General features: G+C 66.8%; 19 protein-coding genes. All 19 read left to right on the top strand.

Annotated features, from left to right (window positions below):
• Window positions 1-29 precede the first annotated feature (29 nt).
• The 19 genes from fabG to nuoH all read left to right on the top strand — a co-directional run bounded on the left by fabG (window position 30) and on the right by nuoH (window position 20,397).
• Complete coding sequence (fabG, locus tag ABD024_RS06880; RefSeq protein WP_343850975.1) at window positions 30-773, top strand: 3-oxoacyl-ACP reductase FabG; 744 nt, start codon at window positions 30-32, stop codon at window positions 771-773.
• A gap of 197 nt (window positions 774-970) precedes the next feature.
• Window positions 971-1,210, top strand: a complete 240-nt coding sequence (gene acpP / locus ABD024_RS06885) for an acyl carrier protein (RefSeq protein WP_007805185.1) — start codon at window positions 971-973, stop codon at window positions 1,208-1,210.
• A 241-nt stretch (window positions 1,211-1,451) separates the two neighbouring features.
• Window positions 1,452-2,690, top strand: a complete 1,239-nt coding sequence (fabF, locus tag ABD024_RS06890; protein WP_343850978.1) for a beta-ketoacyl-ACP synthase II — start codon at window positions 1,452-1,454, stop codon at window positions 2,688-2,690.
• A 2-nt stretch (window positions 2,691-2,692) separates the two neighbouring features.
• Complete coding sequence (locus ABD024_RS06895) at window positions 2,693-4,039, top strand: aminodeoxychorismate synthase component I (protein ID WP_343850980.1); 1,347 nt, start codon at window positions 2,693-2,695, stop codon at window positions 4,037-4,039.
• On the top strand, window positions 4,039-4,866 hold the full coding sequence (gene pabC / locus ABD024_RS06900) for an aminodeoxychorismate lyase (protein WP_343850982.1): 828 nt from the start codon (window positions 4,039-4,041) through the stop codon (window positions 4,864-4,866). The genes ABD024_RS06895 and pabC overlap by 1 nt, the downstream gene beginning before the upstream one ends.
• Window positions 4,863-5,900 (top strand): endolytic transglycosylase MltG, encoded by a 1,038-nt coding sequence (gene mltG / locus ABD024_RS06905; protein WP_343850984.1) that lies wholly within the window; start codon window positions 4,863-4,865, stop codon window positions 5,898-5,900. The genes pabC and mltG overlap by 4 nt, the downstream gene beginning before the upstream one ends.
• The gene (gene tmk, locus ABD024_RS06910; protein WP_343850986.1) at window positions 5,897-6,538 is read left to right on the top strand and encodes a dTMP kinase; all 642 of its coding nucleotides are present in this window, start codon (window positions 5,897-5,899) and stop codon (window positions 6,536-6,538) included. The genes mltG and tmk overlap by 4 nt, the downstream gene beginning before the upstream one ends.
• Entirely contained in the window at window positions 6,535-7,470 is a 936-nt protein-coding gene (holB, locus tag ABD024_RS06915; RefSeq protein ID WP_343850988.1) for a DNA polymerase III subunit delta', read from the top strand. Before tmk ends, holB begins: the two co-directional genes overlap by 4 nt.
• A complete protein-coding gene (locus tag ABD024_RS06920) occupies window positions 7,467-8,453 on the top strand; it encodes a PIG-L deacetylase family protein (protein ID WP_343850990.1) in 987 nt (328 codons plus the stop codon). Before holB ends, ABD024_RS06920 begins: the two co-directional genes overlap by 4 nt.
• 167 nt (window positions 8,454-8,620) lie before the next feature.
• On the top strand, window positions 8,621-11,473 hold the full coding sequence (locus ABD024_RS06925) for a sensor domain-containing phosphodiesterase (RefSeq protein ID WP_343850992.1): 2,853 nt from the start codon (window positions 8,621-8,623) through the stop codon (window positions 11,471-11,473).
• A 118-nt stretch (window positions 11,474-11,591) separates the two neighbouring features.
• Entirely contained in the window at window positions 11,592-11,945 is a 354-nt protein-coding gene (locus tag ABD024_RS06930; protein WP_343850994.1) for a PilZ domain-containing protein, read from the top strand.
• 272 nt (window positions 11,946-12,217) lie between these two features.
• Window positions 12,218-12,574 carry an NADH-quinone oxidoreductase subunit A gene (ndhC, locus tag ABD024_RS06935; protein ID WP_343850996.1) on the top strand — a complete coding sequence of 119 codons (357 nt, stop codon included), beginning with the start codon at window positions 12,218-12,220 and terminating at the stop codon, window positions 12,572-12,574.
• Entirely contained in the window at window positions 12,565-13,122 is a 558-nt protein-coding gene (locus ABD024_RS06940; protein WP_056386041.1) for a NuoB/complex I 20 kDa subunit family protein, read from the top strand. Before ndhC ends, ABD024_RS06940 begins: the two co-directional genes overlap by 10 nt.
• A gap of 25 nt (window positions 13,123-13,147) precedes the next feature.
• Entirely contained in the window at window positions 13,148-13,882 is a 735-nt protein-coding gene (locus ABD024_RS06945) for an NADH-quinone oxidoreductase subunit C (RefSeq protein ID WP_343850999.1), read from the top strand.
• Between the two features lie 2 nt (window positions 13,883-13,884).
• Window positions 13,885-15,138 carry an NADH-quinone oxidoreductase subunit D gene (locus ABD024_RS06950; RefSeq protein WP_343851001.1) on the top strand — a complete coding sequence of 418 codons (1,254 nt, stop codon included), beginning with the start codon at window positions 13,885-13,887 and terminating at the stop codon, window positions 15,136-15,138.
• 21 nt (window positions 15,139-15,159) lie between these two features.
• Window positions 15,160-15,729 (top strand): NADH-quinone oxidoreductase subunit NuoE, encoded by a 570-nt coding sequence (gene nuoE / locus ABD024_RS06955; protein WP_343851003.1) that lies wholly within the window; start codon window positions 15,160-15,162, stop codon window positions 15,727-15,729.
• On the top strand, window positions 15,729-17,039 hold the full coding sequence (nuoF, locus tag ABD024_RS06960; RefSeq protein WP_343851005.1) for an NADH-quinone oxidoreductase subunit NuoF: 1,311 nt from the start codon (window positions 15,729-15,731) through the stop codon (window positions 17,037-17,039). The genes nuoE and nuoF overlap by 1 nt, the downstream gene beginning before the upstream one ends.
• Entirely contained in the window at window positions 17,036-19,363 is a 2,328-nt protein-coding gene (gene nuoG, locus ABD024_RS06965) for an NADH-quinone oxidoreductase subunit NuoG (protein WP_343851007.1), read from the top strand. Before nuoF ends, nuoG begins: the two co-directional genes overlap by 4 nt.
• A 5-nt stretch (window positions 19,364-19,368) precedes the next feature.
• A complete protein-coding gene (gene nuoH / locus ABD024_RS06970) occupies window positions 19,369-20,397 on the top strand; it encodes an NADH-quinone oxidoreductase subunit NuoH (RefSeq protein WP_343851009.1) in 1,029 nt (342 codons plus the stop codon).
• The last annotated feature ends 1 nt before the right edge of the window (window position 20,398 follow it).

Genomic DNA, 20,398 nt, shown 5'->3' on the forward strand with positions numbered 1-20,398 from the left:
GATTTCCGATTCAGCAAGGAACGATTCAAATGAGCAAACCACTGCAGGGTGAAATTGCGCTGGTCACCGGCGCCAGCCGCGGCATCGGCGCGGCGATCGCGGACGAGCTGGCGGCGCTGGGCGCCACCGTGATCGGCACCGCCACCAGCGAGAACGGCGCTGCGGCGATCGGCGGACGGCTGGCTGCGCATGGCGGCCACGGCCGCGTGCTGAACGTCACCGACGGCGCGGCGGTCGACGGGCTGGTCGACGCGATCGCGAAGGAATTCGGTGCAGTCTCGATCCTGGTCAACAACGCCGGCATCACCCGTGACCAGCTGCTGATGCGGATGAAGGATGACGACTGGCAGGCGATCATCGACACCAACCTCACCTCGGTCTACCGCACTTCCAAGGCGGTGATGCGCGGCATGATGAAGGCGAGGAAGGGACGCATCATCTCGATTGCCTCGGTGATCGGGCTCACCGGCAATCCAGGTCAGTCCAATTACGCTGCGGCCAAGGCCGGCATCATCGCGTTCTCCAAGTCGCTGGCACGCGAGATCGGCAGCCGCGGGATCACCGTCAACGTGGTGGCACCGGGCTTCATCGACACCGACATGACCCGCGCCCTGCCGGAAGAGTCGAAACAGGCGCTGCTCGGCCAGATCGCGCTGGGGCGGCTGGGCGAGGCGACGGACATCGCCAAGGCGGTGGGCTTTCTGGCCTCGCCGGCGGCGGCCTACATCACCGGGGAAACCATGCACGTCAACGGCGGCATGTACATGCCGTAGGACGTATGGACGCAGTTGTCGCCAGCGGCCCCGTTTTAGGCGACAATTGCGCTTTCGCGCCGGTCATCGGGGCCGCGCCCCTCGTGTCACCGGCGAATCGTGGCGGCCTCGCGGTTTAGCCACTACAATGCGCCGGCCTTTTGCAGGCCTTACGCCGGCACAAACAAATCAATTACTCCTTGAGAGGTATGGGCAACATGAGCACCATCGAAGAGCGCGTCAAGAAAATCGTCATCGAGCAGTTGGGCGTGAAAGAAGATGAAGTCACGGCGAACGCTTCGTTCGTTGACGATCTGGGCGCAGATTCGCTGGACACGGTGGAACTGGTGATGGCGCTCGAGGAAGAGTTCGAGACCGAGATTCCCGACGAAGACGCCGAGAAGATCACCACCGTGCAGCAGGCCGTTGATTACATCAAGGCCCACTCCAAGGATTGATCGATCCGGGATTGATCGCCGCGCATCTGGACTGGCACGCGCCCGCTGGTCAGTCCGGTTGCATGCGGCGATACCGAACGCTGCGCCATCTTGGCGCAGTTTTCGTTTCTGCAATTTGTAACGTCCGACCCCGTATGGTGGGCAGGATGCCTGCCAGGCACGACCGGGCGACGTCCCTGCGACCCGTACGAGGTGGCTGCCGGCAACGGCAGATCCACGCAACCACGTAAGGAACATCAGCATGAGCAAGCGACGTGTGGTAGTGACCGGCATGGGCATCATCTCGCCGGTCGGCAACGACATCGCCAGCGCCTGGGAGCGTGTCCTCAAGGGCGTCAGCGGTATCGGCCCGGTCACCCATTTCGACACCTCCGCTTATTCCACGCGCATCGCCGGCCAGGTCAGCGGCTTCGATCCGGCCGAGTGGATGCCGCTCAAGGACGTCAAGAAGATGGACCCGTTCATCCACTATGGCGTGGCGGCGGGCACCCAGGCCTTGCGTGATTCCGGGCTGGAAGTGACCGAGGCGAACGCGCCGCGCATCGGCGTGGCGGTCGGTGCCGGCATCGGCGGCCTGTACACGATCGAGGCGACCACGCTGGAACTGGCGGCGAAAGGCCCGCGCCGGGTCTCGCCGTTCTACGTACCCAGCTCGATCATCAACATGGTCTCGGGGCAGCTGTCGATCATGTTCGGCCTGAAGGGTCCGAATATCGCGTGTGTGACGGCATGCACCACCGGCGCGCACAACATCGGTCTGGCCGCGCGGATGATCCAGTACGGCGATGCCGACGCGATGATCGCCGGCGGCACCGAGTTCGCCACCACCGGTACCGCGATGGCCGGCTTCTGTTCGGCCAAGGCGATGTCCACCCGCAACGAGGAGCCGACCAAGGCCAGCCGTCCGTGGGACAAGGACCGCGACGGCTTCGTGCTGTCCGACGGCGCCGGCGTGCTGATGCTGGAGGAGTACGAACACGCCAAGGCCCGCGGCGCGCGCATCTACGCCGAGCTGGTCGGCTTCGGCATGAGCGGCGACGCGTTCCACATGACCGCACCGAGCGAAGGCGGCGAAGGCGCGGCGCGCTGCATGCAGACCGCCTTGAACGATGCCGGCCTCAATCCCACCGAGGTGCAGTACGTCAATGCGCACGGCACCTCGACACCGCTGGGCGACCTGGGCGAGGTGATGGCGGCGAAGAAGGTGTTCGGCGATCACGCCTACAAGCTGGCGATGAGCTCGACCAAGTCGACCACCGGGCATTTGCTTGGTGCAGCCGGCGGCGTCGAGGCGATCTTCAGCATCCTGGCGCTGCGCGATCAGGTGTTGCCGCCGACGATCAACCTGGACGAGCCGGGCGAAGGCTGCGACCTCGACTTCGTGCCGCACACGGCGCGCGAGGCGAAGCTCGACGTGGCGATCTCCAACTCGTTCGGCTTCGGCGGCACCAACGGCACGCTGGCATTCCGCCGCGTCTGAGCGTGACCTGCCATCGCCGTATCCTGGACGGCCGGCGCGACTTGCTCGCGCCGGCCGCTGCTTTTCCGCAGCGTTATCCGTGCCTGCTGGAAAGCGTGGTGCACGGTACTGCGCAATCGCGCTACGACATCCTGTTCGCGTTCCCGCGCGAGCGGCTGACCCTGCACGCCGACGGCTGCCTGCGCGATGGCGCGGGTGTGGTGCGGGCAGGGCGTTTCCTCGACGCACTGGATGCGGCCTGGCAGGCCGAACGTTTGCTGCCGGAGAGCGACGGGCTGCCGTTCCACGGCGGCTGGGTATTGCTGCTGGCGTACGAACTCGCCGGCGAGATCGAGCCGACGCTGAAACTGCGGCCGTCGCCGACGCTGCCGCTGGCGCTGGCCGTGCGCTGCCCAGCCGCGGTGATCGTCGACCATGTGCGCGACTGCACGATCCTGGTTGCCGAGGCCGGCCACGAGGATCTGCTCGATGCGCTGGAAGCCGATCTCGCCGCTTCACCGGGAATGCCGCCGTTGCCCGCGCTGACCGGCTGGGATGAAGACGCGCCGCAACAGTTCCTCGACGGCGTGGTGCGCGTCCACGAACATCTCTACGCCGGCGACATCTTCCAGGTGAATCTGTCGCGTGCCTGGCGTGCGCGTTTTGCGCGACCGCCCGTGCCGGCGTCGCTGTATGCGGTACTGCGCCAGGCCAATCCGGCGCCGTTCGCCGGCTTGCTGCAGCAGCCGGGCTGGGCGGTGGTGAGCTCCTCGCCGGAACGACTGGTCGAAGTGCGCGGCGGCGTGGCGCAGACCCGGCCGATCGCCGGCACGCGCCCTCGACTGCCCGGTGATGATGAGCTGGCACGTATCCGCGAACTGAGTGCACATCCGAAGGAACGTGCCGAGCACGTGATGCTGATCGACCTGGAACGCAACGATCTCGGTCGCGTCTGCATGCCGGGCTCGGTCGAGGTCGACGAACTGATGGTGGTGGAGAGTTACGCCCACGTTCACCACATCGTCTCCAATGTACGTGGGCGCCTGCGTGCCGACGTGACGCCCGGCGAGGTAATCGCCGCCACTTTCCCGGGCGGCACCATCACCGGCTGTCCCAAGGTGCGCTGCATGGAAATCATCGCCGCGCTGGAAGACGCGCCGCGTGGCGCGTATACCGGCGCACTGGGCTATCTCGATCGCAACGGTGAGCTCGACTTGAACATCCTGATCCGCACTCTGACCGTGGCCGGCGATGAAGTGAGCCTGCGCGCCGGTGCCGGCATCGTCGCCGACTCGGTCGCCGCCAGCGAGCTGGACGAAACCCGTGCCAAGGCGCGCGGCCTGCTGCGCGCGCTGGGAGTGCCGGACTGATGACGGCGCGCATGCTGGTCAACGGCGTGGCGGCGACACAGGTGTCGGCGCTGGATCGTGGCCTGGCCTATGGCGACGGCCTGTTCGAGAGCATCCGCCTGGTCGGTACGGTGGCGCCGCTGTGGTCGCGCCATATGCAGCGACTGACCGAAGGCTGCGCGCGCCTGCAGATACCGGCACCCGATCCGGCGCAGCTGTGGCGCGAAGCGCTGGAGGTCAGCCGTGGCATGCCGCAGTCGGTATTGCGCATCACCGTCACCCGTGGTCCCGGCGAGCGCGGCTACGGCTTGCCAACCTCGCCGCAGCCGACGCGAGTGGTGGCCGCGTTCGTGCCGCCGCCGGTCGCCGCCGAGGTCTACGCGCAAGGCGTGCGCATGCGCGTGTGCAGCATCCGCCTGGCGGAGCAGCCGCTGCTGGCCGGCATCAAGCACCTCAACCGGCTGGAGCAGGTGCTTGCGCGCGCCGAATGGAACGATCCGGCGATTGCCGAAGGTCTGCTGCTCGATAGCCACGGGCGGGTGATTTCGGCGACCATGGCCAATCTGTTTGCGGTGGTCGACGGCGCATGGCTGACGCCGTCGCTGGAACGCTGCGGCGTGGCGGGGGTGGCCCGTGCCGAAGTGCTGGCGGCGTATCCGCAGGTGCGGGTCGGTGAGCTGACGTTGCCTGCCTTGCTGGGTGCCAGTGAGGTCTTCCTCAGCTCGAGCGTGCGCGGCATCCTGCCGGTACATTCGCTGGATGGCTGCAGCTATGCGCCGGGCGTGATGACCCGTCGGTTGCAGCAACATTGGCGGGACTTGGGGTTTTCGATGGAGCAGGACGGATGAGCGACAAACCGATGCGCGGGCGTGCATGGCCCCGGCTGCTGTTGCTGATCGCGCTGTTCGTCCCGGTCGGCGCGCTGATCTATGGCTGGAACGACTTTGCCCACTTCAGTACGGCGCCGCTGAACGTGGCGACGCAAGGCGACAGCATCGACATCAGTCGCGGCAGCAGCTTCAAGGGCATCGTCGGCGAGTTGCGCCAACGTGGATTCAGCACGGCCAATCCGCTGTATTGGCGCCTGCTGGCCGAGCAGATGCGCGTGGCCGGCAAGCTGCATGCCGGTGAATACGCGCTGGAGCCCGGCATCACGCCGCGCCAGCTGTTGGCGAACATGGCGGCCGGCCGGGTGCTGCAACGCAATTTCACCATCGTCGACGGCTGGTCCTTCGGCGAGTTGCGCCAGGCGCTGGCCCGGGCCGAGAAGTTGAACCACGACGGCGCCGCGCTGGACGATGCCGCGGTCATGCAGAAGATCGGCGCGGGCGGCGAAGCGCCGGAAGGCCGTTTCCTGCCTGAAACCTACGCCTACGTGAAAGGCGACAGCGATCTGGACATCCTCCGGCGCGCGCATGCCGCGATGGTGAAGACGCTCGACGAGTTGTGGGCAGGACGCGCGCAGGACCTGCCGCTGGCCACGCCATACGAGGCGCTGATCCTGGCCTCGATCGTGGAAAAGGAAACCGGCATTCCGGCGGAGCGCGCGCAGATCGCGGGCGTGTTCGTGCGACGCCTCCAGGATCGCATGCTGCTGCAGACCGACCCCAGCGTGATCTACGGCATGGGCGCGACCTACGCCGGCAACATCCGCCGCAGCGACCTGACCACCGACACGCCGTACAACACCTATACCCGGCCTGGCTTGCCGCCGACGCCGATCGCGTTGCCGGGCAAGCCGGCGCTGGTCGCGGCGCTGCACCCGGCCGCTGGCGATGCGTTGTATTTCGTCGCGCGCGGCGACGGCGGACACGTATTCGCCCGCACGCTGGAGGAACACAATCGCAACGTCGACTGCTACCAGCGGAAGCGTTGCCGATGACCAGCCCGCGCGGAAAATTCATCAGCCTCGAAGGCGGCGAGGGCGCCGGCAAGAGCACCTTGCTGACCGGCTTGCGCGAGTACATCGAACAGCACGGCATCGCGCTGGTGCAGACGCGTGAACCCGGCGGCACCGCCGTGGGTGAAGCAGTGCGCACGATCGTGCTCGATCCGACTCTGCATGGGCTGGCTGCCGAGACCGAACTGCTGTTGATGTTCGCCTCGCGCGCGCAGCTGGTACGCGAAGTGATCGAGCCAGCCTTGAGTACGGGTCAGTGGGTGCTGTGCGATCGTTTTGCCGACGCCAGCTACGCCTACCAGGGCGGCGGCCGCGGCCAGCCGACGCCGCGCATCGCGGAGCTGGAACGCTGGGCGTGTGCCGGCGTGAAGCCCGACTTGACCTTGTTGCTCGATCTGCCGGTGGCGACCGGCCGTGCGCGCGCTGCTGGTCGCGGCGACGCCGACCGCATCGAGGTCGAGGCCGATGCCTTTTTCGAACGGGTACGCACGAGTTACCGCGAGCGCGCCGCGGCCGAGCCGCAGCGTTTCCGGGTGATCGACGCCAGCCAGTCGCCTGCCGCGGTCCTGCGGGCTGCGACGCAGGCGCTGTCGGCACTGCTCGGAGAAGTGCAGGCATGAACGGATTACCCTGGCACGCCGAACATTGGGCGCGGCTGCAGGCGCGCCGGCAACGCGACGCGCTGCCGCATGCCTTGTTGCTGTGCGGTGCCGCCGGCCTGGGCAAGCGCGCGTTCGCGCAGCGCTTCGTGCAGGGCCTGTTGTGTACCGAGCCAACGGATGGCGATGCCTGCGGGCATTGCCGCAGCTGCCTGCTGCTCGCCGCCGGCTCGCACCCGGATGTGGTCACGTTGGGCTTCGGCGTGCGCAAGGACGGCGTGCAGCGCAGCGAGATCGTGGTCGACCAGATCCGCGAGCTGTCGGCGCGGCTGGCCATGAACAGCCAGTTCGGTGGCTGGCAGGTGGCCAGCATCGACCCGGCTGATGGGATGAATCCCGCCGCCGCCAATGCGTTGCTGAAGACATTGGAGGAACCGGCCGCGCAGACCATGCTGATCCTGCTGGCCGATGCGCCTTGGCGGCTGCCGCAGACCATCCGCAGCCGCTGCCAGCGGATCGAGTTCCACCTGCCCGCCGGTGCCGATGCCATGGCCTGGCTGCAGGCCGAAGGCGTGCGCGATGCGGCGGGCGCACTCGCCGCGGCCGGCGGCAATCCCGGCTTGGCCAGGGCCTGGGCCGGGGAAGGCGCATTGGAGCGACGGCAGGAAGTACGCAAGGATCTGGCCGCGCTGGCCGCTGGTCGCGGCCAGCCGACCGAAGTGGTCAAGCGCTGGCTGGACAGCGAACCAGCGCAGCGGCTGTGGTTTGCCGCCCAGGCCAGCGCCGACGAGATCAAGGCGCGTTCGACAGCCGGTCACGGGCCGCTGGCCAGCGCGATGGACGTCGAGGCGCTGGGCCACTGGTACGACGCGGCCAACCGCACCCGCGAGGGTTTGCGCGGCCCATTGCGCGCCGACCTGCTGCTGCTGGAACTGCTGGCGCAGTGGCGATGAGCGGGATCGGCGCCCGCTTATCGCCGGCCACGGTGAACGGGTTGCCGGTATTTTCCGCGCAGACCCGCCTGCTGGTGGTGGCGCCGCATCCGGACGACGAGACCATCGCGACCGGCCTGCTGATCCAGCAGGTGCGGGCAGTCGGCGGCGAGGTGCGGATCCTGCTGCTGACCGAAGGCGACAACAACCCGTGGCCGCAACGCTGGCTGGAACGGCGCGTGTGCATCCGCGCCGCCGACCGCCAGCGCTGGGGGCAGCGCCGCCATGCGGAGATGCTGCGGGCGCTGCAGTGTCTGGGCGTGCCGGGGCAGGCACTGCAGCCGTTGGGCTGGTCGGACATGGGCATCACCGATGAGCTGCTGCAGTCGTGCGGCGCCTCGGTGTCGGCGTTGGCTGCGGCGATCGGCCAGTTCGGTCCCAGCCTGGTGGTGGCGCCGGCGCTGGCCGATCGCCATCCCGACCACGGTGCGGCGCATGTGCTGGTGCGCCTGGCGCTGGCGGAACAGGCCAATCCGCCACCACTGCTGAACTACCTCGTGCATGGTCGCGCCGGGGACGGCGATTCCTTCGAGATCCATGGCACGGCTGCGCAATCAGCGTGCAAGCGCGCCGCGCTGGCTGCACATCGCAGCCAGATGGCGTTGAGCGGCAAGCGCATGCTGCGCCTGGCCGCCCGCCCCGAACGTCCAGCCGGATTGGCGTCGCCGCTGGCCGCCCTGCCATGGCGACCGCCGATCTGGCTGCGGCCCTGGTTGCGGCTCAGTGTGGTCAGTCCGGCGGGCACGCGCAGTTGGCGTTGGCGCGATGCACCGCTGCAGCGCGACCCGTTCGGTCGGTTGCACTTGGCCGTGCCGGCGGGGGGGCCGTGTTTCGTGCGGCTGGCGCTGACCTTGCGCTCACCGTGGATTTTCGACCACTGGGGCTGGTGCGAGCTGTCGTGTCCTTCCGGCAGCGTCGAGGCGGGTCTTGCGCAGGCCGATTGACCGGACTAGCTTCGCGCCAGGGGGAGATGGCTGCGGCACGACCCGTCGTCGCGGCCTGCCGTGCTCGACGCCGGCCAGCACCAGCTGATCCAAGGCTCGTCTGAATCAAGGCAGTAGCGGCTCCATCTGGCTGACCTAAGCGAATGCATACACCGGATCAGAATTCGATGCAGATCGATACAGGGGCGACGGCGGCGTCCAGCGAGAGCTTCTATGCCGCGTTGTCCGAGATCGGCCAACTGCTGATGCGCCCGCTGGAGCCGTCGGTGCTGTACGAGGCGGTGATCGAGGTGCTCGAACGGCGGATCGGTGCGCGACTGGTGATGGTGGGGGAGCTCGATCGCAGCAGCGGATGGCTGCGGCGGATCGCGCCCGCGCAGGTGGCGCCCGACATGGCGGACATCTACCCCGAGCGCATCCCGCTCTCGCTGGCGCGGCCGGGGTTCTGGCAGGGTGAGCCGCAACTGGACGCCGATGTCCACCATGTCGAGGGCCTGCAGATGTTCCGGCCGGCCTATCTGCGGCATGGTGTGCATGCCGTGGTCGCCGTGCCGGTGCTTAAGTTCGGCGAGGTGTGCGCAGCTCTGGTGATACGTGCTTCCCAGGTCGGCTTTTTCACGGCGCGGATGATCGAGCTGTTGCAACAGGCGGCGGCGAGCATCGGGCTGGGGCTGGAAGCGCATGAACAGCGCACCCGGCTGTTGCAGTCGGTGCAGGACGAAGCGCGCCAGCGTCGTGCGCTGCGCTTGCTCAGCGAGATGATCAAGTTGGTCACCCACAGCGCGGACGAACAGGCGCTGCTGGCCGGGGCCTGTCGCGTGGCGCGGTGCATCGGCGGTTACCGCGTCGCCTGGATCGGCTTGCTTGACGAGGATGATCCGGCGAGCCTGCGGGTGCGGGCGCAGGAGGGGCTGGCTGACAGTGTCGTGGCGAGTTTCCGTTTCATCCCGGACGGCAGCACGCATGCCGGCGATGCCGTGGCGCGTGCGCTGTCGAGCGGCCAGGCGCAGGTCAGCCATCCGGCGGGGGCGGATCACCTGGACTGGACGCCCAGTGTCGGCATGTCCGGCGTGCGGGCGTTGCTGGCGCTGCCGTTGCAGACGGACGGGGCGATCGTGGGCTGTTTCGTCATCGGTGCAGATGAGGCCGACGCGTTCAGTGCGATCGAAGTCCAGGTCTTTGCGGAAACGGCGGTCGAGCTGGGCCTGGGTATCCAGATGCAGCGCGCACAGGCGGCCCGTCTGGCGGCGGAGCAGGAGCTGCGCTTCAACCTGCAGCATTTCCACACCATCCTGTCCAAGCAGTACGCGGGCATCCTGGTGATGTCCGAACAGCATCGCGTGAGCTTCACCAACGCGGCGTTCTGTACGCTGTTCGGCCTGTCCGAGACGCCGGCGGAACTGGAAGGCCAGTCGATGGAAGCGCTCTACGCGCGTCTGCAGCCGGCTTACCGGGACCCCGAACGCGAATGGCGCAGGATCCAGGAGATCATGGCCGCCGACGAGCCGGTCAAGGGCGACGAGGTGGCGATGAACGGCGGGCGCACCTTCCTGCGCGATTTCACCCCGATCCGGATCGATGGCGCAACGCAGGGGCGGCTGTGGCACCAGCGCGACATCACCGAGCAGAAGATGCACGAGGCGCGGGTCGAGCGGCTGGCCTTCTACGACGTGGTAACCGGCCTGCCGAACCGGCGGCTGCTGTTCGAGTTGCTGGAGCAGGCGCGTACGCGGGCCACAAAGCAGGGCACGCTGCTGGCGGTTGGCGTGCTCGACCTCGACCGCTTCAAGAGTGTGAACGACACGATCGGCCATGGCGGCGGCGACCAGGTGCTGGCGGAAGCCTCGGCACGGATCCTGGGCATGTTGCGCGAGGCCGACGTGCTGGCCCGTTTCGGCGGTGACGAATTTGCGCTGGTGATCTCCGGGCTGGACAGTCGCGAACAGCTGGACGTGATCAGCCGCTGCATCCTGCAGGCGCTGCGGGCGCCGCTCAACCTGATGGGCGAGCAGTTGTACCTGTCCGCCAGCGTGGGCTGGACCCTGTACCCGCTGGACGAGTCGGACGCGGAAGGCCTGGTGCGGCACGCCGACCTGGCGATGTACGCAGCGAAGGAGGAGGGCAAGGATCGTGGCTCGCTGTACGAGCCGGCGATGGAGCTGGAGCAAGTGCGGCTGCAGGCGATGCGCGAGCGGATCGCCCAGGCGCTGCAGCAGTCGCGCCTGCAGCTGCTGTTCCAGCCGATCGTGTACATCGACGGTTTGCCGGGCCTGCACGGCGTCGCCGGGATGGAGGCGTTGCTGCGCCTGGGCGACACCAATGAACTGATCGAGCCTGCGAAGTTCATGCATGTGCTGGACGACCCGCAACTGGCCCGGCCGATCGGCCGTTACGTACTGGACGAGGCGCTGCGCTGCTGCCAGTCGTGGATGCGCTCGGGCATCTCGATCCCGGTCTCGATCAACATCAGTACCCGCCATCTGCTGCATCCGGCGTTCTTCGCCGACATCGACGCGGTGCTCGACAACTACCCGGACGTGATGGACGTGGGCTTCGGCATCGAGGTGACCGAAACCGGCCCGTCGATGGACCACGCCCGCGCCAAGGTCGTCATCGAAGAGTGCCGCCGGCGTGGCATCCGCGTGGGCCTGGACGATTTCGGCACCGGCAGCGCGTCGTTGAGCCACATCCAGAAGCTCGACATCGAGCACATCAAGCTCGACCAGAGCTTCGTGCGCGACATCCTCAGCGACGAGCGCAACATGGCGATCGCGGCGGGAGTGATCACCACCGCACGCATGCTGGCCAAGACGGTGATCGCCGAAGGCGTCGAGACGGCGGAGCAGGGCGACCTGCTGGCTTCGCTGGGGTGCCACCAGTTGCAGGGTTTCTCGATCTCCCGGCCGATGCCGGCCGAGGCAGTGCCGGGGTGGGTTGCCGGCTGGGTGCCGCCGGCGTCGTGGGGCAGTCTCGTCAACGAGCGTCAGTCACTGCTGGCCAGCCAGCCAGATGGAGCCTGAAGGTGTTGCGCGTCATGGCTGCGGCAAGGCGGGTGCCACAACAGTGGTGCGGGCGGATCACAACATCTAAGATCCGGGTCATCGCTCGGGCGATTCGCACGCCCGGCAGGAGCCAAGCATGAAACCCATGGCTGCCCGTCAGGGCATCATCTCGTTGAAAATCAAGGATGCGGCCTCGCTGTACAACGCCTACATGCCGTTCCTCAGGCATGGCGGCCTGTTTGCGGCGACGGCGCAATCCTATTCGCTGGGCGACGAGGTGGTGTTGCTGGTGACCCTCGCCGAGGAAACCGAGCGCCTGTCGGTGGTCGGCAAGGTGGTCTGGATCAGCCCGGTTGGCGCGCAGGGCAACCGCACCGCCGGCATCGGCATCCACTTCAACGAGTCGGGCGATGCCGAAGCCGCCCGCAGCCGGATCGAGAACATCCTGGCCGGCACGCTGAACTCCGAGCGTCCCACCCACACCATGTGATGTCGCACCGCGCGGGGATCCCGGATCCACGGCGCTAATCGGCATGTGATCGGTCGTCAAGGCTTGTTGTACCCCCGCGCACTGATACAATGAGGAGATTCGCGAATTCACCTCGCGAAACGTCGGACGCGCGCGGCTGCCACGCCTGCGGGCGGGGCAGTACAGCCCATGGCCGTGCCGGCCTGCCGAATCGAAATCGCCGGACCGTGAATTGCTGAATTCAGATTCCCACGGTCACTGATGCGCCCACGGGTGCGGAGGTAAGTTGCATCGTGCTTGCCGAATACTGGCCTGTCCTGTTGTTCATCGGCATCGCTGCCGGTCTTGGCCTGGTGCTGCTGGTCATCGGCCTGCTGGCCGGCCCGCGCCGCCCCGAGGCCGACAAACTTTCGCCCTACGAGTGTGGCTTCGAGGCGTTCGAAGATGCCCGCATGCGCTTCGACGTGCGCTACTACCTGCTCGCCATCCTGTTCATCATCTTCGATCTGGAAATCGCCTTCCTGTTTCCGTGGGCCGTGGTGTTCCAGCAGATCGGCGTGATCGCGCTGATCGAAATGGGGCTGTTCCTGTTGTTGCTGGTGGTCGGTTTTGCCTACGTGTGGAAGAAGGGAGCACTCGAATGGGAGTGATCGATTCCGTCAGCCGGGTGATGCACAACCCGGATCCGCTGAACCTGGTCGACGACATCCTGCTGCCGGCCAGCGACAACCCGGTGGTGCAGCGCGGCTTCGCCACCACCAGTGTCGACGCGCTGATGAACTGGGCGCGCACCGGCTCGATGTGGCCGATGACGTTCGGCCTGGCCTGCTGCGCGGTGGAGATGATGCACGCCGGCATGTCGCGGCTGGACCTGGACCGCTATGGCGTGATCTTCCGTCCCAGCCCGCGCCAGTCCGACGTGATGATCGTGGCCGGCACCCTGGTCAACAAGATGGCCCCGGCACTGCGCAAGGTCTACGACCAGATGCCCGAGCCGAAGTGGGTGATCTCGATGGGCAGCTGCGCCAACGGCGGCGGCTACTACCACTATTCCTATTCGGTGGTGCGCGGCTGCGACCGCATCGTGCCGGTGGACATCTACGTGCCGGGCTGCCCGCCCACGGCCGAAGCGTTGATCCACGGCATCCTGCAGTTGCAGAAGAAAATCCGCCGCACCAGCACCATCGCGCGTTCTTGAACGGCACATTCTGAAGGCGCAGTCCATGACTGACATCCAAAAGACCTCGCTGGCCGGGCAGCTCGCTGCGCGATTCGGCGATACGCTGATGATCACCACGGTACGCAACGAGACCGTCGCCGAACTGGCCGCCGCCGACCTGGTCGCCGTGGCCACGGCGTTGCGCGACGAGCCGGCGTTCCGCTTCAGCGAGCTGATCGATCTGTGCGGCATCGACTACCTCGGCTACGGCCAGACCGAGTGGGATACCGAGACCGTCTCCGGCACCGGTTTCTCGCGCGGCGTGGAGGGCCAGGCACAGGGGCGTTTCGACTGGGCCGGGCGCCCGCGCGGCAACGGCGAGAACCAGCCGCGCCGGTTCGCCGCGGTGATCCAGTTGCTCTCGATCGAGCACAACCGCCGCCTGCGCCTGCGCGTGTTCTGCGCTGACGACAGCCTGCCGGTGATGCCGTCGCTGACCCCGGTGTGGCCGGGCGTGAACTGGTTCGAGCGCGAGACGTTCGATCTGTACGGCATCATTTTCGACGGCCATCCCGATCTGCGCCGCATCCTCACCGACTACGGTTTCGTCGGCCATCCGTTCCGCAAGGACTTCCCGCTGATCGGCAACGTCGAGGTGCGCTACGACCCCGAGCAGAAGCGGGTGATCTACGAGCCGGTGTCGATCGAGCCGCGTGTGCTGGTGCCGCGCACCATCCGCGACGATGCCGATCTGACGCAGGCCAAGGCCGAAGCCGCCGACCACTGGCGGGAGAATTGAGCATGCAGGAAATCCGCAACTACACGATGAACTTCGGCCCGCAGCATCCGGCCGCGCACGGCGTGCTGCGCCTGATCATGGAGATGGACGGCGAGACCATCGTCCGCGTCGATCCGCACGTGGGCCTGCTGCATCGCGGTACCGAAAAGCTGGCCGAGTCCAAGCCGTTCAACCAGTCGATCGGCTACATGGATCGGCTCGACTACGTGTCGATGATGTGCAACGAGCACGCCTACGTGCGCGCGATCGAGACCCTGCTGGGGATCGAGGCGCCGGAACGCGCGCAGTACATCCGCACCATGTTCGATGAGATCACCCGCATCCTGAACCACTTGATGTGGATCGGCTCGAACGCGCTCGACTTGGGCGCGATGGCGGTGATCCTGTATGCGTTCCGCGAGCGCGAAGAATTGATGGACGTCTACGAGGCGGTGTCGGGCGCGCGCATGCACGCCACGTACTACCGTCCGGGCGGCGTCTACCGCGACCTGCCGGCGCAGATGTCGAAGTATCGCGAGTCGCCGTGGCACAAGGGCGCCGACCTGAAGCGCATCAACAGCTGGCGCGAAGGCTCGATGCTCGACTTCCTCGACGCGTTCACCGCCGATTTCCCGTCGAAGGTGGACGAGTACGAGGAATTGCTCACCACCAACCGTATCTGGAAGCAGCGCACCGTCGGCATTGGCGTGGTCAGCCCGGAGCTGGCCCAGCAGTGGGGCATGACCGGCGCGATGCTGCGCGGCTCGGGCGTCGAGTGGGACCTGCGCAAGAAGCAGCCGTACGCGAAGTACGCCGAGATGGATTTCGACATCCCGGTCGGCGTCAACGGCGATTGCTACGACCGTTACCTGGTGCGCGTGGAAGAGATGCGCCAGTCGAACCGCATCATCCGGCAGTGCGTGGAGTGGCTGCGCGCCAATCCGGGCCCGGTGATGGTGCAGAACTTCAAGGTGGCGCCGCCGTCGCGGGTCGAGATGAAGCAGGACATGGAAGCGCTCATCCACCACTTCAAGCTGTTCACCGAAGGCTACTGCGTGCCGGCCGGCGAAACCTACTGTGCGGTCGAGGCGCCGAAGGGCGAGTTCGGCTGCTACCTGGTTTCCGACGGCGCCAACAAGCCGTTCCGCGTGCACCTGCGCGCACCGGGCTTTGCCCACCTGTCATCCATGGACACCATCGTGCGCGGCCACATGCTCGCCGACGTGGTGGCCATGATCGGTACCTACGACCTCGTGTTCGGCGAAGTGGATCGCTGAGCCGGCACGACGGAGAAAAGCATGAAAGCCACCGGACATTACGAGCAGGTCAGGAACGTCGATCCCCTCGTCGTACTCACCGAGCACACCCGCCAGCACATCGACCACTGGGTGGCCAAGTTCCCGCCCGACCGCAAGCGCTCGGCGCTGATCCAGGCGCTGTTCGGCGCGCAGGAACAGAACAAGGGCTTCCTCACCGACGAGCTGATCGCCGCCGTGGCGAAGTACCTCGGCCTGCCGGCGATCTGGGCCTACGAGGTGGCCAGTTTCTACTCGATGCTGGAGACCAAGCCGGTCGGCCGCAACAACGTGGCGATCTGCACCAACATCTCCTGCTGGCTCAACGGCGCCGACGGCCTGGTGCGTCACTGCGAGAAGAAGCTCGGCATCAAGCTGGGCGAAAGCACGCCGGACGGCCGCGTCTACCTGAAGAAGGAAGAGGAGTGCATCGCGGCCTGCGTCTACGCGCCGGCGATGACGGTGAACGGCCACTATCACGAACGCCTGACCATCGAGAAGCTCGACGAGATCCTCGACGGCCTGAGCATGGACGGCCCGGACCACGCCCATGACGCCGAGGGGAAGCACTGATGGCCGTCGGACCCGCACCGCAGGAACACCAGGTCGTCTACACCACGCTGCATTTCGACACGCCGTGGTCGATGGACAGCTACGAGAAGGTCGATGGTTACAAGGCGTGGAGGAAGATCCTCGCCGAGAAGCCCGACCCGGCGTCGCTGATCGACGAGATCAAGAAGAGCAGCCTGCGCGGCCGTGGCGGCGCGGGTTTCCCGACCGGCCTGAAGTGGTCCTTCATGCCGAAGGGCGACATGCAGAAATACATCCTGTGCAACTCGGACGAATCCGAGCCGGGCACGGCGAAGGATCGCGACATCCTGCGCTACAACCCGCATGCGGTGATCGAGGGTCTGGCCATCGCGTGTTACTGCACCGGCTCGACCGTGGCTTACAACTATCTGCGCGGCGAGTTCCATCACGAGCCGTTCGAGCATTTCGAGGCTGCGCTGAGGGATGCCTACGCGGCGGGCCTGCTGGGCAAGAACGTTGGCGGCAGCGGCCTCGACGTGGACATCTACGCCGCGCTCGGTGCCGGTGCCTACATCTGCGGCGAGGAAACCGCGCTGATGGAGTCACTGGAAGGCAAGAAGGGCTGGCCGCGCTTCAAGCCGCCGTTCCCGGCCAACTTCGGCCTGTACGGCAAGCCGACCACGATCAACAACACCGAGACCTACGCCTCGGTGCCGGCGATTCTGCGCAACGGCGCCGACTGGTTTCTCAATCTGGGCAAGCCGAACAACGGCGGACCGAAGATCTTCTCGGTGTCCGGCCACGTCAACCGGCCAGGCAATTACGAGATCCGTCTGGGCACGCCGTTTGCGGAACTGCTGGAGATGGCCGGCGGCGTGCGCAACGGGCACAGGATCAAGGCGGTAATCCCGGGCGGCTCCTCGATGCCGGTGCTGCCGGGCGAGGTGATGATGGGCCTCACCATGGATTACGACGCGATCCAGAAGGCCGGGTCGGGACTGGGCTCGGGCGCGGTGATCGTGATGGACGAGACCACCTGCATGGTCAGGGCCTGCGAACGGATCAGCCAGTTCTACCACATGGAATCCTGCGGCCAGTGCACGCCGTGCCGTGAAGGTACCGGCTGGATGCACCGCGTGCTCACCCGCATCGTCGCCGGCAAGGGCGTACCAGACGACCTGCATCGGCTGAAGACGGTGGCCGGCCAGATCGAGGGCCATACCATCTGCGCCTTCGGCGAGGCTGCGGCGTGGCCCGTGCAGGGCTTCCTGCGCCACTACTGGAACGAATTCGAATACTACGTCGAGCACGGTCGCTCCATGGTCGACGACAAGCTTGGAGCCGCCGCATGAGCGCGCAGCCAACCCAGAACACCGCGCCGAACCTCGTCAACATCGAGGTCGACGGCAAGCCGATCCAGGTACCCAAGGGCTCGATGATCATCGAGGCCACCGACAAGGCCGGCATTCCGATTCCGCGTTTCTGCTACCACCGCAAGCTGCCGATCGCGGCGAGCTGCCGGCAGTGCCTGGTTGAAGTGGAGATGGGCGGCCGTCCCATGCCCAAGCCGCAGCCGGCGTGCGCCACGCCGGTGGCCGAAGGCATGAAGGTGCTCACCCGTTCGGACAAGGCGCTGCACGCGCAGCGCAACGTGATGGAGTTCCTGCTCATCAACCACCCGCTGGACTGCCCGATCTGCGACCAGGGCGGCGAGTGCGAGCTGCAGGACATGGCGCTGGGCTACGGCCGCAGCGTGTCGCGTTTCACCGAGCGCAAGCGCACCGTCACCGACGAGGACATCGGGCCGCTGGTGGCCACCGAGATGACGCGCTGCATCCACTGCACGCGTTGCGTGCGCTTCATCAGCGAGATTGCCGGCACCTACGAGTTCGGCAGCATGGACCGCGGCGACCGTCACGTGATCGGCACGTACATCGGCAAGAACGTCGAAAGCGAGCTGTCCGGCAACATCATCGATGTCTGCCCGGTGGGCGCGCTGACCAACAAGCCGTTCCAGTTCAAGGCGCGCGCCTGGGAGCTGATCGCCAAGTCGTCGATCGCCTACCACGACGCGCTGGGCTCGAATCTGTGGCTGCACACCCGCCGCGGCGAAGTGCTGCGCACGGTGCCGCGCGACAACGAGGCGGTCAACGAGTGCTGGCTGTCCGACCGCGACCGCTACAGCCACCAGGGCATGTACGCCGCCGACCGCATCGGCGTACCGGAAGTGAAACGCAACGGGCAGTGGCAGGCGACCACCTGGGAAGACGCCCTCGAATTCGCCGGCGAAGCATTGAAGAAGGCACCGGGCAGCGAGTTGGGCATCCTGGTGCACCCGGCCACCTCGAATGAGGAGGGTGACCTGCTGATGCGGCTGGCCCGCGGCCTGGGCAGTGCGCACGTCGACCATCGCCTGCGCCAGCTCGACTTCGCCGACAACGCCGTGGCACAGCCGTTCACGCTGCCGGTGGCGGAAGTCGAGCAGATCCGGGCCGCCTTGCTGGTGGGCTCCGATCTGCGCCACGAGATGCCGCTGCTGAACCATCGCGTGCACCAGGCGACCAAGAAGGGTGCGAAGGTCTACGCGGTCAATCCGGCGCACTTCGATTTCAACTACAAGCTGGCCGGTGAGGCGATCGTGGCACCGCAGGCACTGGTCGATGCGCTGCTGGCGCTGGCCAGGGCCGCTGTGGCCGCAGGCATGACCGCACCGGCTGCACTGGCCGATGCGATCGCTGCGGCGCAGAGCGACCAGGGCGACAGCGACGCGATCGCCGCGCTGAAGTCGGGCAAGGCGGTGGTGATTCTCGGCGAAGCGGCGGTGACTCATCCGCAGGCGTCCTGGCTGCGCGCGATTGCCCGTTTCATCGCCGACGCCACCGGTGCCGGTTACGACGAACTGCCGGTCGGCGCGAATGGCGTTGGCCTGGCCCGGCTCGGCGTGGTGCCGGGCAACGGCGGGCTGGATGCGCAGGCGATGCTGGCGCAGCCACGCAAGAGTTACGTGCTGTACGGCGTCGAACCGCCGCACGATTTCGCCGACGGCGGTGCGGCCTTGAAGGCGTTGCGTGGCGCGGACCAGGTGGTGGCGTTCAGCGCCTACGCCAGCGCCGCGTTGCGCGAGGTGGCCGACGTGATCCTGCCGATCGCGCTGCTGCCGGAGATCGATGCGACCCTGGTCAACGTCGATGGGCTGGCCCAGGGCGTGGCGGCCGGCGCGAAGGCGCCCGGTCAGGCTCGGCCAGGCTGGAAGGTATTGCGCGCGCTGGGCGGCGCCTTGCAACTGGCCGGCTTCGAGTTCGACGACCTCGCCGGTTTGCGCGGCGGCATCGTCGAGCGTGCGGCGGTGCCGCGCAGCGGCCTGGCCGCACGTGCGGCCGTCACCGGTCTGACCCGCCTGGCCACCTGGCCGATCTATCGCACCGACGCGGTGCTGCGTCGCGCGACGGCACTGAATGCGCATCCGCTCAATCGCGCCCCGGCGGTGCGTCTGAATGCGGATGAGGCACAACGGCTCGACCTTTCCAGCGATGGTCAGGTGCGCGTTGCGGACGTGTTGCTGCCGCTGGTGATCGATGCGGCCGTGCCGGATGGCACGGCATGGATCGAGGCCGCGCAGGACCTCACCGCCACGCTGCCGCCGTATGGCGCGTCCATCACCCTGAGCAAGGCTTAAAGCAGATGCTTGATCAACTCATCCATCAGCTCGTCGTGCCGGTCCTTTACATCCTGGCGATCGTGTTGCCGCTGGTGCTGGCTGTGGCGATGTTCGTGTACTGGGAGCGCAAGGTGCTCGGCTGGATGCACGTGCGCATGGGGCCGAACAAGATCGGTCCGTTCGGACTGCTGCAGGCCTTCGCCGACGTGGTCAAGCTGCTGATCAAGGAAGTGATCCTGCCGACCAAGGCGAACCGCTTCCTGTACTACCTGGCGCCGATGATCGCGTTGATCCCCGCGCTGGCGGTGTGGGCCGTGGTGCCGTTCAGCAGCACGATGGTGCTGTCGAACGCCAACGCCGGCGTGCTGTACCTGCTGGCAATGACCTCGATGGGCGTGTACGGCATCATCATCGCCGGTTGGGCGTCCAACTCGCGCTATGCACTGCTCGGCGCGATGCGCTCGGCGGCGCAGGTGATCTCCTACGAACTGGCGATGGGCCTGTGCCTGGTCTGCGTGCTGGTGCTGGCCGGTTCGCTGAACCTCAGCGAGATCGTCAACGCGCAGGCCGGCAACAAGGGCATCTTCGACTGGTTCTGGCTGCCGCTGCTGCCGGTGTTCGTGATCTATTTCATCTCCGGCGTGGCCGAAACCAATCGCTCGCCGTTCGACATGGCCGAGGGCGAGTCGGAGATCGTGGCCGGCTTCCACGTGGAGTATTCCGGCTCGGCGTTCGCACTGTTCTTCCTGGCCGAATACGCGAACATGATCCTGGTCAGCTTCCTGGCCGCGGTGCTGTTCATGGGCGGCTGGCTGTCGCCGTTCCCGGCCTCGTGGGGTTTCATCGGCCATGGCGGCTTCCCCTGGCTGTTGATCAAGGCGTTCCTGTTTTCGTTCCTGTTCCTGTGGTTCCGCGCCACGTTCCCGCGCTATCGCTATGACCAGATCATGCGGCTGGGCTGGAAGGTGTTCATTCCCATCGCCATCGCGTGGGTTTTCGTGGCTGGCCTGCTGAAGTATTACGGCCTGGTCAGCATTGGCACGGGGGCTTGAG

Source organism: Rhodanobacter soli (assembly GCF_039523495.1).
GTDB classification, from domain to species: Bacteria; Pseudomonadota; Gammaproteobacteria; order Xanthomonadales; family Rhodanobacteraceae; genus Rhodanobacter; species Rhodanobacter soli.

Bases quoted from the DNA above. Each gene is read 5' to 3' on its own strand.
- tmk (WP_343850986.1), top strand. From the start codon at position 5,897: ATGACCAGCCCGCGCGGAAAATTCATCAGCCTCGAAGGCGGCGAGGGC.
- nuoG (WP_343851007.1), top strand. From the start codon at position 17,036: ATGAGCGCGCAGCCAACCCAGAACACCGCGCCGAACCTCGTCAACATC.
- fabG (WP_343850975.1), top strand. From the start codon at position 30: ATGAGCAAACCACTGCAGGGTGAAATTGCGCTGGTCACCGGCGCCAGC.
- pabC (WP_343850982.1), top strand. From the start codon at position 4,039: ATGACGGCGCGCATGCTGGTCAACGGCGTGGCGGCGACACAGGTGTCG.
- ABD024_RS06920 (WP_343850990.1), top strand. From the start codon at position 7,467: ATGAGCGGGATCGGCGCCCGCTTATCGCCGGCCACGGTGAACGGGTTG.
- ABD024_RS06945 (WP_343850999.1), top strand. From the start codon at position 13,148: ATGACTGACATCCAAAAGACCTCGCTGGCCGGGCAGCTCGCTGCGCGA.
- ABD024_RS06950 (WP_343851001.1), top strand. From the start codon at position 13,885: ATGCAGGAAATCCGCAACTACACGATGAACTTCGGCCCGCAGCATCCG.
- nuoE (WP_343851003.1), top strand. From the start codon at position 15,160: ATGAAAGCCACCGGACATTACGAGCAGGTCAGGAACGTCGATCCCCTC.
- nuoF (WP_343851005.1), top strand. From the start codon at position 15,729: ATGGCCGTCGGACCCGCACCGCAGGAACACCAGGTCGTCTACACCACG.
- acpP (WP_007805185.1), top strand. From the start codon at position 971: ATGAGCACCATCGAAGAGCGCGTCAAGAAAATCGTCATCGAGCAGTTG.
- ABD024_RS06940 (WP_056386041.1), top strand. From the start codon at position 12,565: ATGGGAGTGATCGATTCCGTCAGCCGGGTGATGCACAACCCGGATCCG.
- nuoH (WP_343851009.1), top strand. From the start codon at position 19,369: ATGCTTGATCAACTCATCCATCAGCTCGTCGTGCCGGTCCTTTACATC.
- fabF (WP_343850978.1), top strand. From the start codon at position 1,452: ATGAGCAAGCGACGTGTGGTAGTGACCGGCATGGGCATCATCTCGCCG.
- ABD024_RS06925 (WP_343850992.1), top strand. From the start codon at position 8,621: ATGCAGATCGATACAGGGGCGACGGCGGCGTCCAGCGAGAGCTTCTAT.
- holB (WP_343850988.1), top strand. From the start codon at position 6,535: ATGAACGGATTACCCTGGCACGCCGAACATTGGGCGCGGCTGCAGGCG.
- mltG (WP_343850984.1), top strand. From the start codon at position 4,863: ATGAGCGACAAACCGATGCGCGGGCGTGCATGGCCCCGGCTGCTGTTG.
- ABD024_RS06930 (WP_343850994.1), top strand. From the start codon at position 11,592: ATGAAACCCATGGCTGCCCGTCAGGGCATCATCTCGTTGAAAATCAAG.